Here is a 13,227-nt window from a genome sequence, read left to right as displayed (position 1 = left end):
CCATTCCGCCTGCGGGTGGCCGGGGATACGTTGTTTCCACTGAGGATCGAAAGAGGGAAGATCATGACAAGCTTCATCGGAATGGACGTTTCGGCGGTTCGCAGTCTCGCGACCCAGCTGAACAGCAAGGCCGACGAGATCGAGACGATCTCCAACGCGCTCAGCACCCAGTTGGAGCACGTGCAGTGGGTGGGTCACGACGCGGAGGGGTTCCGCAGCGAGTGGCAGGGCACGCACCGTACCCAGCTGCACACAGTGGCGACCGCACTGCGTGACGCCGCGACAAAGGCGACCAACAACGCCAACCAGCAGGAGCAGGCTTCGGCCTCCTGACCGGCCCTTCCGTCGACGCCCGGGGCTTGATCCGGGCGTCGACGTCCGCCGGCCCCGGGCCCCGGGGTTGTCCGCGCCGTCGTGGGCCTCCACGAACAGGTCGTGCCTCAGAGGCTGCGGCCGGTGATGTCGCCGTAGCCCGTGGTCGCGTGGATGTCGAGCTGGGCCGCGGCGCCCTCGGTGTTGCTGAGCGCGTGGTGGATGCGGCCGTGGGAGGTGCCGGCGTTCATCGCGGCCGAGACTCCGGGGGCCGCGTCGATCGACACGTCGCCGGCCTCCGTGCGCAGGACGACAGTGCCGCGCACGGCCTCCGCGACCCGGATGTCCCCCTTCTGGGTACTGATCTCCGCCGGCCCGCCCAGCCTGCCAATCGTGACGTCGCCGGCAGCGGTGGTGATCCGGGCGCTGGCCGCCTCGTCGATCTTGATCGGGCCGTACGCGCCCTCGATGGTGACGTCGCCGAGCCGTCCGACGGCCCGGAACTCGGCGGCCGGCGCCTTCGCCTCGACCCGGGAGCCGGAGGGCAGCTGGACCGTCACCTCCACGGATCCGGTGGGGCCGAGGAGCTGGCTCGTCGCCGCCGGGGCCTCGATCCGCAGGACGCCGTCGGCGTACGCGACCTTGATCTGCTCGGCCAGCTTCACGTCGCGCTTCTTGGAGGCGTCGGCGGGCAGTACCTCGACGGTGCTGTCGGACCGGTCGGCGGCGATGAACCGCACGCGCCCGGCCGGGATGTCGAGGATGGCGGCGATCGGGGCGATGGTGTCGAACTTCTGCATCGTGCTCTCCTGTGACTCGTTGTTTCGAACAACGGAAACGCTACGTTTCCTTTGCGGATCCTTCAAGTCTCTCGTTGCATCTAGAAGTCATTTATGCAGGTCACCAGGATGAAATCGTTGCAGTGGCTGTGAATTCAATGCAACGACAGTGCCCTCGTTCGTTGCATTGAATCAGAAGTGAACGCTATGCTGGGGGCCTCAGGGACCCCGAAGGAGACCGCGATGCCGGGAGGCAGACTCACCCAGCCGGAACGCCAGCAGATCGCGCTGGGGCTCGCCGACGGCCTCGCCTACGCGGAGATCGCCCGACGGCTCGACCGTCCGACCTCGACGGTCACGCGCGAGGTCATGCGCAACGGCGGCCCCACCACCTACCGCGCCGACCTGGCCCATCGCGCCACCGAACGCCGCACCCACCGGCGCAGGCAGGCCCCGCCCCAGGGGCCACGATCGGCGGTGCAGGCCCACGGCCGCGACGCCGAGGCCGTGGCCGAGTACGAGGAGACGTTCACCACCCTGCTCATGCAGCAGGGCCTGCCCAAGATGATGTCCAGGGTGCTGACCTGCCTCTACACCACAGACGTCGGCAGCCTCACCGCGGCGGAACTCGCCGGGCGCCTCCAGATCAGCCCGGCGTCGGTCTCCAAGGCGATCACGTTCCTCGAAAGCCAGGGCCTCATCCGCCGGGAACGCGACGAACGCCGCCGCGAGCGCTACGTCGTCGACGACGACGTCTGGTACCAGTCGACGATCGCCAGCGCCCGGTCCAGCGCCCTGCTCGCCGAGACCGCACGCAAGGGCGTCAGCGTCCTCGGCCCCGGCACCCCGGCCGCCGCCCGACTGGAGAGCATCGCCCGCTTCGTCGACTTCATCGGCGAGAGCATCGCCCGCGCCGCGGAGCAGGCCCGCGAGGTCCTGCACACCAGGGCCCCGTCGGCCCCGGGCGGCACCACCGGGCCGGATCCGGATCGCGGATAGTCGACGGGCCCGGGAAGCACCACGACGAACTCGTCACCGCCATACCACCGGGCTGGACGGCGCGGCGAATTCACGACACCCGGCCCGGGGCTACCTTCCCAGGCCGGGACGAACCACTACTCTTTTTCCCGCTGGATCCGCTGCTCCCGCAGCACCTCGGCGTACGTCTCGCGCTCGCGGACGAGCCACTCCGGCGGGTCGGCGATGAGGTCGGCGATCTCCGCGGTCGTGAGCGGTTCCGTGATGCCCGCGCGCGCCAGCCCGCTGTTGGACACCCGCAGCCGGGCGGCGACGACGTGCCGCGGGTGCGGGCCGTTCTTGCGCAGGTCGGCCAGCCACGGCGGCGGGTTGTGCTGGAGGTCGTCGAACTCCTCCCGGGACACCATGCCCTCCTGGAACTCCGGAGGCGTGGCCGGCAGGTATACCTCGAGCTTCAGCGCCGCTGTCGAGGGCTTCATCATCTGGGACTTCTTAGGCTTGCTCACCAGGTCAGGTTAGCGGGCCGGCGTCCGGGCGGGCGGATCCCCCAGTACCCTGACCAGCATGCCCGCCGCCGAGGATCGCCGCCCGCCGACATTCCGGCTACTGATCGTCCCCGGCGTCACCGTGGACAAGTGGAGCCGCGTGTGGTCCGAGCGGCGGCCGGAGGTGGCGCTGCGGATCATGCCCGCCGAGCACGCCCAGCTCGGGGCCCTCCTTTCGGGGGAGGCGGACGCCGGCCTGGTCCGGCTTCCGGTGGATCCGGACATGTTCCACGCCATTCCGCTGTACACCGAGGCGACCGTCGTCGTGGTCCCCCGCGACCACCCGCTCGCCGCGTCCGACGAGGTCACCCTCGCCGATCTCGTCGACCTGAAGCTGTCGCAGCCGTTGGACGACGTGCTCCCCTGGACCGGCCCGCCGACCGCCACGCTGACGGCCCCCCGCCCCGCCACCACCGTCGACGCCGTCGAGCTCGTGGCCGCGACCGTCGGCGTCCTCCTCGTTCCGCAGTCCCTCGCCCGGCTGCACAACCGCCGCGACGTCACCTACCGGGTGGTCACCGACGCCCCACAGTCGTCCGTCGCGCTCGTCTGGCGGCGCGACGAGCAGAACGATCTGATCGAGGAGATGATCGGCATCGTCCGCGGCCGGACCGCGAACAGCACCCGGGGCCGGACCCAGCCGCCGCCCCCGGCCGGCGAACCGGCCCGGCGATCGGGTGTCCGTCGCGGCCAGAGCCCGGGGCGACGCAAGCGCTGACGTTTCCCAGTCCCCGCGTGCCGCAGGCTCACCCCGCAGCTCCGGCGCGACCTTAACTTTGCCTGAAGTTCGGGCCTTCGCGACACGGCGCGGCCGTACGGTGACCGCTGATCGATCCGCCCGGGTCGACGCGGTCGCCGGCAGCCCGTTCTCTCGCTCGGAGAATCCCTTGAGACTCCCTTCCTTTCCCGCATCCGCACAGTTCCTGCGCGCGGCCACCGTGTGTCTGGCCCTCGCGGCGGCGGTGGCCGGATGCGGGTCTCCCCGATCCGCCCCCGTCGCCCAGCCCACCCCCTCAAGCCCGGCAATCGAATCCCCCACCCCGACGCCGTCACCCACTCCGAGCGCGTCGCCATCGGCCGCGCAGCAGTCCCCCCGCCCGGCGGCCCAGCCCCCACGCACCTCAGCCCCGCCGCAGCCGGCGCGCGACCAGTCGGGTGTCACCGTCCGGGGCCGCTCCGAACTGGTCACGGCCCTGAACGTGAAACGCCAGGCCATGAGACTCAAGCCGGTGGCCTACAACGCGAACCTGTCCGCGCTGGGCGAGGACTGCGCGCGAAAGTCCCTGGCCGCGGGAAAGATGACACACTGCGGATATGAGGTACTGGCCATGGGCGGCCCGAACATGACCGTCGACCAGCTGATCGCCATGTGGTTCAACAGTCCACCGCACAAGGCCGCCCTGACCCATCCGACGTCCACGATCGCGGGCGGTGCCATCGTCAGCAACGGCAGGAACGTGGTGGCCGCCATCAGAATCGACTACTGAACAGCTCACCCGCGATCTGAGTTCGGCAGGTGAAGTGCGACGCGGTCGGGCGGGCTTCTCTGCCCGTAGCGAACTCGGCTGTCGGGGCGTGGCCCGCCTGGCTATAAAGGACTCATGCTGAATCCGGCGGACCGAGCCCGCGCCCAGGCGACTCCACGTCGGGTGCTGCTGCGCTCGGCGCTGGGCGACACGCTGCGCCGCATGCGCCTCGAACAAGGGCGCACACTGGCCGATGTCGCATTGCGAGCGCGGGTCTCCATGCCCTATTTGTCTGAACTGGAGCGTGGCCTGAAGGAGGCCTCCTCCGAGGTGCTCGCCGCACTGTGCGCCGCGCTCGGCATCGAGTTGTCGGACCTGCTCGTCGCCATCGCCTTCCAGATCTCGGCGGAGAGCGTCGTTGCCACGCCAGCTCCGATCCGCCGGATGACCGCAGGGCATTTCGAGGTGGCGACGTCGCCGGTCCGACGGGCCGGCGACGCCTATGCCCTGGCCGCCTAGCCCCTCGGGAATGCCTTCACGGTCGTGATGACCTCATCGGCCAAGCCGTACTCGACCGCCTCGTCGGCGCTGAACGTCTTGTGCCGATCGATGTCGTGGTGGATCTTCTGCACCGGATGACCGGTATGCCGGCTGAGAATGTCATCCATCTCGGCCCTCACCCGCGACACCTCGCGCGCCCGGATCGCCAGGTCTGGCAGTGTCCCCTGGGCGACGTCGAACGAACCCTCCTCCGTGGAAGGCTGGTGCAGCACCACCTTGGCGTGCCTGAGCACCGTCCGCTTTCCGGGCGTCCCCGCCGCCAGCAACACGGCCGCCGCCGAGGACGCCTGCCCGACGCACAAGGTGGCGACGTCCGGCCGGACGTACTGCATCGTGTCGTAGATCGCGGTCAGCGCGCTGTAGGAGCCACCCCGCGAGTTGATGTAGAACGCGATCTCCGTGTCGGCGCTCTCGGACTGCAGGTGCAGCAGCTGCGCGATGATCACGTTGGCGACGTCATCGGTGATCTCCGTGCCGAGGAAGATGATCCGCTCCGACAGCAGCCGGGAGTAGATGTCGAAGGCACGCTCGCCGCGCGAGGTCCGCTCGATCACGGTGGGAATCGTGTACTGGCCCATCGCCCTACGCCCCCATCCGGTGCTTGACCACGCCAGGGCGGATGTCGTCGATGTGCTCGACGAGGTGGTCGACCATCCCGTAGTCGAGCGCCTCCTGCGCACTGAACCAGCGATCCCGCAGCCCGTCCTGCACGATCGTCGCGACCGGCTGCCCGGTGTGCCCGGCGGTCAACGTGCTCATCACGGTGCTGATCCGTTCCAGCTGGCTGGCGTAGATCTCCACGTCGGCAGCGGTGCCGCCCAGCCCAGCCGACCCCTGGTGCATGAGGATCTGCGCGTTGGGCAGCGCAAACCGCTTGCCCGGCGTCCCGGCGCACAACAGGAACTGCGCCATACTCCCGGCCAGCCCCATCGCCACGGTGATCACATCGTTGGGGATGAGCTGCATCATGTCGTAGACGGCCAGCCCCGCGAGCACCGATCCGCCTCGCGAGTTCAGGTACAGCGCGACGTCACGGCGCGGGTCCTCGGCGGACAGGGCCAGAAGCTGCGCGCAGATCCGGTTGGCGATCTGGTCCTCGACATCGGACCCGAGCACGATGATCCGTTCGTGCAGCAGTCTCTTACTGAGGTCGTCATCCAACGTGGCGGTGGTGTCCATGTCCGCGCTCCTGTTCCCTCGGCTTGTTCGCCTCCTACGATCTGGCTCGACGGGGTGGCACACCAAGACAATCTGCTGAGAGCGACTTAGCCACGGGCAGATCGGGCTGTCGGCGGGCCAGCCGCGGCCTGCCGGACCCGGGACTGCGTGGCGTGCCGCGCGCAAGCCGCAGTGAGAGGGGCCGTGGATTCTTGGATTGGGGCCCCGAGTTCGACCGACCTGGACGGGAATGGTGTCCGTATGCCCGACGGCATTCAGCACTACCCGGTGACCTGCGGCACTGGGGCGGGCCGTACTCGTTGGTTCAGACGAAACCCCTGCCCTACCGCTTCTCCGGGCCGGTGGCGAATTGCACCATGCAAATTCCGAGTAGCACGGCACCGGCGAACGTCGCGCCTCCCAGTTTTACCAGTTCCAGCGCCTGGACGTCCTTCACCCAGGCTGCGACTGTCACTAGTCCCGCCAGCAGCGCAGAGCCCTGGGTCACGTGCAGCAACCATGCCGTTCGTGCCTTCACTTTCAGTCTCCCTACCGAGGATTCGAGCCGATATCTCGACGATCCCCCGTCGGAGCGACGGATGAACGGTTGAACACCCATACTGTTCAATGGAGGAACACCGCTGTACGAAACAGAACACCAACGAGACGGAAGGCGACATGCCTCCCCTGAAGCGAAGCGACACCCCGCCTGGCCCGGTCACAGAGTTGTTCGACCGACTGCACGAGCTCCACCTAGACGCTGGCGAGCCCAGCACCCGACGGATCGCCAAGCTGACGGACGGCATCGTCGCCTTCTCCACGGTCTACTCGATCTTCCGTGGGCCGAAAGTGCCGGGCTGGGGCCTGTTGGAACTCGTCGTGGACGCTCTCGGCGGCAATGAGGACGAGTTCCGCCGGCTGTGGAAGGCTGCGATCCAGGCCGAGCGTCTAGCCCAGAGCAGCGAGACACGAAGTGTCGGTGATTTGGGGAAGCTGGCGGGGCGGCCCCACGAGGAACCCACCGAGCACAACCACGGCGGGATAACCTCGGGCCTGCTGCTGAGCGACACGTTTCAGCTCGTCCTCGACACCATCGAGTCGATGGGCGAGACCCCTGTCGTGGTGCCGACGGGCTTCGTCGATTTGGACCGGTTGTTGAGCGGACTGCAACCCGGGACGATCACCGCGATCACGGGCGAGCCCACGGTCGGCAAACTGACCCTGGCGATGGACCTGCTGCGGACCGTGGCTATCCGTCACGGCATGCCGTGCATCTTGTACACGGCGAATCTGACCAAAGTCGACGCGACATACCGCATCCTGTCCGCTGAGGCCCGAGTGCCACTACATGTAATCCGTTCCGGGCAGCTGTCCGACGACGATTGGACGAAGCTCGCCCGGCGGATGGGCGAGGTAACAGAGGCACCCTTGATGATTGATGACGCGGCGCTAATGACGGTCGAGGAGATGTGCGACCAGGCCCTCGCCATACATGCGGAGTTGCCCCTCCGCCTGGTCGTGGTCGATACCCTCCTGCCCCCACAGCGTGACGAATCCCGCAGGGCATTGGCCGACCTAAGAGCGTTGGCTCGACGTTTGAACTGCCCGGTTGTCGTCGTCGGCCCTCTGGACTCGTTGCCGGCACCCGGCACTGCCCCTGGAGTCGCCAATGTCGACCCGGTCGTGTTCGAGTCCGCGGACGTTGTGATCGTGTTGCATCGCGAGGAGCTGCACGACGTCGAGACGCCTCGGGTCGGCGAAGCCGACCTGCTGGTGGTAAAGCACAGAAACGGCCCTCGGGACACAATCACGGTGGCCGCGCAGCTGCACCTGTGCCGCTTCGTCGACATCGCCGCATACTGATGGACCGGGCGAAGCCGTCGTCTGGCGTCAAGCTGCGATTCCGGGTCCTGCTCCCGAGTGGACATCCAAACGTACCTACACGTATTCACCAGGCCGCTTTGATCGCGAGCCGGTTGTGGATGCGCGCGGCCAGCCGGCCCATCCGTCGGAGTCCACCTGGCCGGGATTGATGGTCGCGTTGAACTCACCGAGGAGTTCGGCGACGACACACAGCACCGGTACACCCTCGTCCCCACCGTGCCGGTCGAGCTTGTCGGCGAGCTGCGCTCATCGCTCCTCCTCGGCGATGTACGAACGGCTCCGTTTCTTCGACGAGTGGCAGGACGTGCTCGACCTGGCGCTGGAGGTGACCCAGCAGGCGGCCGACGAGCGCGGCCAGGCCGCGATCCTGTACCGGCTGGGGCTGCTGTGGGGCAGCCGCAACGAACACGTCCGCGCGGACGAGTACCTTGATGAGTCCTCACGGCTGTTCGACCGGATCGATGATCCGCACGGACAGGCGACAGTCAGCTCCCTCGTCGCCATGCTCGATCGCTTCCGCGGCGACAGCGACTCCGCAATGGGCAGGCTCTGTTCTGGCTGAGCATGCTGAGAATGGAGCAGCGGCGATTCGATGATGCCGAGTCTGGATTCCAGCGCGCCCTCGACACCAGCCGGATCCTCGGTGACCTGGCAGGGGAGGCACAGTGTCTTCGCGGGATGGGTCTGTGCCTTCAGCAGCAGGGCCACCCCGACCGGGCGAAGGTGACCCTGCTGCGGGCGCTCGACCTAGTGGCCCAGCCCCGGCCGACGATTCTCGAAGGCTTCATCAGAAGCTCACTCGAGAACCTGCTGGCTAGTTCCTCAGATGGGCGATGAGGAACTCGGCGACGTCCGACCGGGCCTGGATCTGGTTCTCCGTCTTCGTCAGACCGTGGCCCTCGTCCGGGTACACGTCGTAGCGGACTTCCACCCCACGGGCCCGTAGTCGGTCGACCAGCTGGTCGCTCTCGCCCTGCGGCACGCGGGTGTCCCTGGCGCCCTGCCAGACGAACAGTGGGCTGCGGATCTGGTCGGCGTAGGTGATCGGTGACTGGGCGAGCATCCGGTCGGCTTCGGTGTCCGGGTCACCGATCACCTCGGCGACCAGGGAGCGGAACGCCTTCGGGGTCGCCTCGGCGAGGGTGACGAGGTTGCTCGGACCGAACATGCTCACTCCGGCGGCCCAGTCGATCTCGGGCAGCCTGGCCAGGCAGGACAGCACGACGAATCCGCCGTAGGAGGCCCCGAACAGTCCGATCTTGGCGGGGTCGGCCCAGTCTTGCGCCTGTAGGTAGCGGGCGGCGTGGGCGAAGTCTTTGAGATCGTCTCCGCCCCAGTCTCGGTAGACGAGCTTCTGGTAGGGCTTGCCGTATCCCGTGGAGCCGCGCGCGTTGGGAGCGAGCACGGCGATGCCCTGGCTGGCCAGGTACTGGTAGAACCCGTCGTACATGTAGACGGGCCTCTCCTGGTATGTCGGGCCGCCGTGCACGGATAGCAGCACCCCGATCGGCGCGACCTTGTCCGTCGGACGGTAGAGGTAGGCCGGGATGGTGCGACCGTCGAAGGTCTCGTAGTGCACCAGGGTCGGCTCGACGAAGGAGGTGGAATCCGCCGCCTCTGGCCGGGAGTCCGTCAGCCACCGGACGGCCCCGGTGGCGAGGTCGACCACTGCGATGTTCCAGGGGCGGGCGGGCGTGGACATGCGCATGACGGCGAAGCTGCCGTCTGCCGAGACAGCCAGCTCGTCGGCCTGCCCCAGGGGCAGTGCGGGCACCGGCAGATCGTCGCCGGTGGTCAGGTCCCGGGCGTGCAGTTCGGTGGCGCCGTCGACGTTGACCATCCATACCAGCACCCGGCCGTTCGCGGACAACGTGACCGACTCGACATCCCAGTCCGGGGTGTCGAGCCAGGTCAAGTGGCCGTCGGCGGCGTTGATCACCGCGAGGCCCTTGAATTCCCGCCCGGCATCCGTGCGCACCACGATGCCGGATCCATCTGGCAGCCATGGGCCGAGATAAACAGACGCGTTCTCGGGCGGGGAAAGCCGCCGCACCGCGCCGTCCTCAACGGAAACCACATGGAGCACGTGGTCATATCCGCCGGTACCCAGACTGAAGCTCAACTCCGACCCGTCCGGCGACCAACCGCCGAGGCTCATCCGGCCGCCGTCCGTGTAGATCCGACGCACCTCACCGGTCTTGACCGTCCGGACGATGATGTCCTGATCCGCCGGATCACGATCGTTGCCCTCATATGCGATGAACTGACCATCCGGGGAGAACGCCCGACCCGTCGGCAACTTGAACTGGGCCCCGACAGTCTCGGTGATGGCCTGCGGCTCTTCGTCCCCCGGAGCGACCAGGTACAGCTGGGTCAGGTCGTCACCCTTGTGGTCGGCTTCGAACACCAGGGACATCCCGTCGGGATGCCACGAGGCCCGTCGCACAGTGTGATCCTGGAATCCAGTGATCCGGCGCGAGGAACCGCCGGCAACGGGCTGGACCGTCAGATTGAACTGACCCGCTGCGTCGTCGGCATAGGCGACCTGTTGTCCATCAGGGGACAGCGCCAGCATGGCCTGGAATCGCAAGGTCGGCCGGAAGTCGCGATAGGAGGACATACGGCCCATCCTACGAGCCCGTACCACTCCGAGCGCCTACCAAATTCCTCCCACCTGCTCTTCGGCTGAGGGTAGTCAGGGTGGGTCGAGCTGCGTCAGGTGAGGTTCGGCCAGGACCGACCGGATTTGATGCGGGTGATCGTGCTGGTGGTGACCTGGTGGGTGTGCGCGATCTCGCGGGTAGGCCGCGGATCGGCGCGGATGGCGCGGACCTGATCCGGGTCAAGCTTGGCCGCCGATGGGGTGCCGGGCTGGCGCTTGTTGGTGGCCGGGCATCGGGGGCACGGGTGGGCGCCGGCTGCCCGGGCTTTGATGGCGGCGGTCCAGCGGTGCCCCTGCTCGCAGCGCCAACCGACGACGGCCGCAGTGCCGGAGGTGACGACATCGCGCAAGGGGCCGCTGCTCTCGGTGTCCCATGCAGTGGCCAGCCAAGGGTGGGACATCGACAACGGCGGGGTGGGCGTGCGCGGGCAGTGCAAGCACCCTCCGGCTCCGGAGGCCCGGGAGGCGATCGTCGCCGTCCAGTGGTGTCCGCGAGCGCACCGCCACGCCACGACCCGCACGGATCCGGCTGTGACCTCACCCGGGCCGACCGGGTTGCGTGCACGGTCCCATTGAGCTGCCAAGTGCGGGTGTGACTCGGACAAAGGCTGGCAGTAGCGGCCGGCGCAGGACGGGCAGCCGGTGCCTTCGGGGACACGGACCCGAGTAGCGATCTGGGCCTGCCACTGCCATCCGCACCGGGAGCACCGCCACCACACGACGCGCCCGGATCCGGCGGTTACGGCCTGCGCGGCGATGTCGTTGCGTTCGTGGTCCCACTCGGCGACCAGATCAGGGCGCACCATCGCCAAGGTCCGCCCGGCCTGTCGGGTAGCCAGCCCACGCGCCGGGGCACACGCCGGGCAGCCGGTACCGGTGCGCACCCGGACCCCGACCACCGCCTGCCAAGTGTGGCCGCACTGCCCGCACCGCCACCAGACCCGCAGACCCGACCCTGCTGTCAGGGCTGTGGGGATCGGCCCATTGAGGTCAACGGCCCACTCGGCCACCAATACACGGCTCTCGTCGGCGAACAAGCCACGGCGGGCCCTGGACCGCCGACCGCCACCGTCCGCGGCTGCCACGCTTCCCGAACCGCACTGGACCGCCACGCCGGTGCTGGACCCGTCGGCCGGCTCGGCTCCTCGGACAGCTGACATTCGCCCGAGGCTACCCGGACGCCACAAGCTGCGGCTGGCACGGACCGATGCCAGCGGTCAGCAAGATTTCCACGACCTCCGACGTACCGTCGTTGGATATTTGCTTTGAAACCCCACCTGCGCGAGGTGCCTCTCAACAGCTTCTTCCCGGCTCCGCGTTGCTCCGTTGTTGCTCGGATGTTGCGGTCCTGCCCGGGAACAGGGAGGAAAAGCAGGTAAATCGGGCTGCCTCGGCGGTGTCATCCGGTCCAGAAAATGAACCAGGCCCCGTCCTCCGAACGGAGGAAGGAGCCCAGGTCAAACTATGTGCGCCCGAAGGGACTCGAACCCCTAACCTTCTGATCCGTAGTCAGATGCTCTATCCATTGAGCTACGGGCGCAAACCTCGTTCAGTCTACACACCGGGATGTGTAACCCAAACTTGGGCGGAGGCTCGGGGATTTGAACCCCGGATGGGCGTTAAGCCCAAACCGCATTAGCAGTGCGGCGCCATAGACCGGACTAGGCGAAGCCTCCCAAACGATTCGGTACACCGAGCCGCCGGTTGAGGATACAGGGTCCGGCTCAGGTGGCGCAAAGTGGCACCCGGCCACAGCTCCAACCCGCCCACCCGCCACACCACCGAGACCGGACCGGACCCGCAGGGCCAGCCCGATCACCCCGCGTCAGACCAGGTCAGAGCCAGCCGGTCAGACCCAGCCAAGCCAGGAGGCCCAGCCAAGCGAGGACGTGCGGCAGAGAGACCGAGCGAGCTGGTCGGGCCCGCCCAACCCTGGGCGGACCCGACCACCCGGGGCGCCGACAACCGGACCGGGGGGCCGGGCTGTGGTCGACGACACCCCGCCACTCATCCGGGGCGGCCACGCCGGATGGGTGATGAAGGGCACCCGAGCACCCTTCATGAAGTACAACAATCTTCACGCAAATTGGGAAACTGGAAAGAATCAGACAGAACTGGCGGGTACCCCTAGGAGAGGAGTTTGTTTCCGCCGAGCGTCCACCCCACGAACGCGACGATGTCCAGCACCGAGTGCGCGATGATCAACGGCCACACCCGGCGGGTCCGCGTGAAGACCAGGCCGAACACCAGGCCCATGATCGCGTTGCCGACGAAGGCGCCGAATCCTTGGTACAGGTGGTACGAACCGCGCAGGAGCGCGCTCGCGGCCAGCGCGACGGGCAGCCGGACGTGCAGCTGCCGCAGTCTGGTCAGCAGGTAGCCGACGACGACCACCTCCTCCAGGATCGCGTTCTGCACGGCGGCGAGGATGAGTACCGGCACGGTCCACCACATGTCGGGCAGGGCGGCGGGGATGACGCTCGCGTTGAGGCCCAGGGCCCGGGCTCCGACGTACAGGACCAGGCCGGGGATGCCGATCAGTGCCGCGAGGCCCGCGCCGGTGAGCGTGTCGAAGAGTGGTCGGCGTTCGACGCGCAGTGCTTGCGGGTCGTCCCGGCGGAGCAGGTGCACGGCGAACAGGGCCGGGAGGACGGCGAAGGCGATTCCGAGCAGCTGGTAGGTAAGGTCGAGCCACGGCCGGCCCGGGGCCTGGGAGGCGTTCAGGGTCGCGTGCTGGTCGGCCAGTGGCTTGCCGGCGGTCAGTTTGGCCAGCAGGCTCACCGCGGAGTAGACGGCCGAGGCTCCGAGGGACACCCCGAGGACCAGGGCGATCTCGGTACGGATCCCGGTGCGCGCATTCGTCGTCGTCTCCACCCGGGAAG

At 68.1% G+C, this 13,227-nt stretch carries 15 protein-coding genes, 2 tRNA genes and 1 pseudogene; 8 read left to right on the top strand and 10 right to left on the bottom strand.

Features of this window, described 5'->3' with window-relative positions:
* The first annotated feature begins 63 nt into the window (after positions 1–63).
* A complete protein-coding gene (locus tag IW245_RS29635; protein ID WP_197006425.1) occupies positions 64–333 on the top strand; it encodes a WXG100 family type VII secretion target in 270 nt (89 codons plus the stop codon).
* Between the two features lie 107 nt (positions 334–440).
* Here IW245_RS29635 and IW245_RS29630 read toward each other — a convergent pair whose 3' ends face one another.
* On the bottom strand, positions 441–1,178 hold the full coding sequence (locus tag IW245_RS29630; protein WP_497940260.1) for a DUF4097 family beta strand repeat-containing protein: 738 nt from the start codon (positions 1,176–1,178) through the stop codon (positions 441–443).
* A gap of 156 nt (positions 1,179–1,334) precedes the next feature.
* Here IW245_RS29630 and IW245_RS29625 point away from each other — a divergent pair, with 156 nt between their 5' ends.
* Positions 1,335–2,090, top strand: a complete 756-nt coding sequence (locus tag IW245_RS29625; RefSeq protein WP_197006423.1) for a GbsR/MarR family transcriptional regulator — start codon at positions 1,335–1,337, stop codon at positions 2,088–2,090.
* Between the two features lie 116 nt (positions 2,091–2,206).
* Here the strand turns inward: IW245_RS29625 and IW245_RS29620 are convergent, their stop codons facing one another.
* A complete protein-coding gene (locus IW245_RS29620; protein WP_233472823.1) occupies positions 2,207–2,575 on the bottom strand; it encodes a DUF5997 family protein in 369 nt (122 codons plus the stop codon).
* A gap of 58 nt (positions 2,576–2,633) precedes the next feature.
* Between IW245_RS29620 and IW245_RS29615 the strand changes: the two genes are divergently transcribed.
* The 3 genes and pseudogenes from IW245_RS29615 to IW245_RS41060 form a co-directional block, all read left to right on the top strand.
* The gene (locus IW245_RS29615; RefSeq protein WP_197006422.1) at positions 2,634–3,332 is read left to right on the top strand and encodes a LysR family substrate-binding domain-containing protein; all 699 of its coding nucleotides are present in this window, start codon (positions 2,634–2,636) and stop codon (positions 3,330–3,332) included.
* A complete protein-coding gene (locus IW245_RS42740; protein ID WP_372445264.1) occupies positions 3,292–4,101 on the top strand; it encodes a CAP domain-containing protein in 810 nt (269 codons plus the stop codon). Before IW245_RS29615 ends, IW245_RS42740 begins: the two co-directional genes overlap by 41 nt.
* A 114-nt stretch (positions 4,102–4,215) precedes the next feature.
* Positions 4,216–4,461 (top strand): annotated as a pseudogene (locus tag IW245_RS41060) (helix-turn-helix domain-containing protein); the annotation flags it as partial.
* 134 nt (positions 4,462–4,595) lie between these two features.
* On the opposite strand, the gene IW245_RS29600 reads toward IW245_RS41060, so the two are convergent.
* The 3 genes from IW245_RS29600 to IW245_RS29590 form a co-directional block, all read right to left on the bottom strand.
* Complete coding sequence (locus IW245_RS29600) at positions 4,596–5,219, bottom strand: ATP-dependent Clp protease proteolytic subunit (protein ID WP_197006419.1); 624 nt, start codon at positions 5,217–5,219, stop codon at positions 4,596–4,598.
* 4 nt (positions 5,220–5,223) lie between these two features.
* Positions 5,224–5,820, bottom strand: a complete 597-nt coding sequence (locus IW245_RS29595; protein ID WP_197006418.1) for a ClpP family protease — start codon at positions 5,818–5,820, stop codon at positions 5,224–5,226.
* A 322-nt stretch (positions 5,821–6,142) separates the two neighbouring features.
* On the bottom strand, positions 6,143–6,337 hold the full coding sequence (locus IW245_RS29590) for a hypothetical protein (protein WP_197006417.1): 195 nt from the start codon (positions 6,335–6,337) through the stop codon (positions 6,143–6,145).
* A gap of 89 nt (positions 6,338–6,426) precedes the next feature.
* On the opposite strand from IW245_RS29590, the gene IW245_RS29585 reads away from it, so the two are divergent.
* The 3 genes from IW245_RS29585 (at position 6,427) to IW245_RS29575 (ending at position 8,520) form a co-directional block, all read left to right on the top strand.
* Positions 6,427–7,662 carry a DnaB-like helicase C-terminal domain-containing protein gene (locus tag IW245_RS29585; protein ID WP_197006416.1) on the top strand — a complete coding sequence of 412 codons (1,236 nt, stop codon included), beginning with the start codon at positions 6,427–6,429 and terminating at the stop codon, positions 7,660–7,662.
* A gap of 286 nt (positions 7,663–7,948) precedes the next feature.
* A complete protein-coding gene (locus IW245_RS29580) occupies positions 7,949–8,245 on the top strand; it encodes a hypothetical protein (protein ID WP_197006415.1) in 297 nt (98 codons plus the stop codon).
* An 11-nt stretch (positions 8,246–8,256) separates the two neighbouring features.
* Entirely contained in the window at positions 8,257–8,520 is a 264-nt protein-coding gene (locus IW245_RS29575) for a tetratricopeptide repeat protein (protein WP_197006414.1), read from the top strand.
* On the opposite strand, the gene IW245_RS42420 is transcribed toward IW245_RS29575, so the two are convergent.
* From IW245_RS42420 to IW245_RS29550, 5 genes are all read right to left on the bottom strand, one after another.
* The gene (locus IW245_RS42420; protein WP_197006413.1) at positions 8,498–10,129 is read right to left on the bottom strand and encodes a S9 family peptidase; all 1,632 of its coding nucleotides are present in this window, start codon (positions 10,127–10,129) and stop codon (positions 8,498–8,500) included. The two genes, IW245_RS29575 and IW245_RS42420, sit on opposite strands and share 23 nt — an antisense overlap.
* 269 nt (positions 10,130–10,398) lie before the next feature.
* The gene (locus IW245_RS42735; RefSeq protein ID WP_308442135.1) at positions 10,399–11,505 is read right to left on the bottom strand and encodes a zinc-ribbon domain-containing protein; all 1,107 of its coding nucleotides are present in this window, start codon (positions 11,503–11,505) and stop codon (positions 10,399–10,401) included.
* A 307-nt stretch (positions 11,506–11,812) separates the two neighbouring features.
* Positions 11,813–11,885, bottom strand: a tRNA-Arg gene (locus tag IW245_RS29560).
* A 46-nt stretch (positions 11,886–11,931) separates the two neighbouring features.
* Positions 11,932–12,021: transfer RNA gene (locus tag IW245_RS29555), tRNA-Ser, on the bottom strand.
* A gap of 451 nt (positions 12,022–12,472) precedes the next feature.
* Positions 12,473–13,219, bottom strand: coding sequence for a CPBP family intramembrane glutamic endopeptidase (locus tag IW245_RS29550; RefSeq protein ID WP_197006411.1), 747 nt, complete (start codon positions 13,217–13,219; stop codon positions 12,473–12,475).
* Positions 13,220–13,227 lie beyond the last annotated feature (8 nt).

Source organism: Longispora fulva (assembly GCF_015751905.1).
Lineage (GTDB): Bacteria > Actinomycetota > Actinomycetes > Mycobacteriales > Micromonosporaceae > Longispora > Longispora fulva.
Note: the sequence above shows the minus strand (reverse complement) of the source record. Positions and strands in the feature narration are given on the sequence as shown.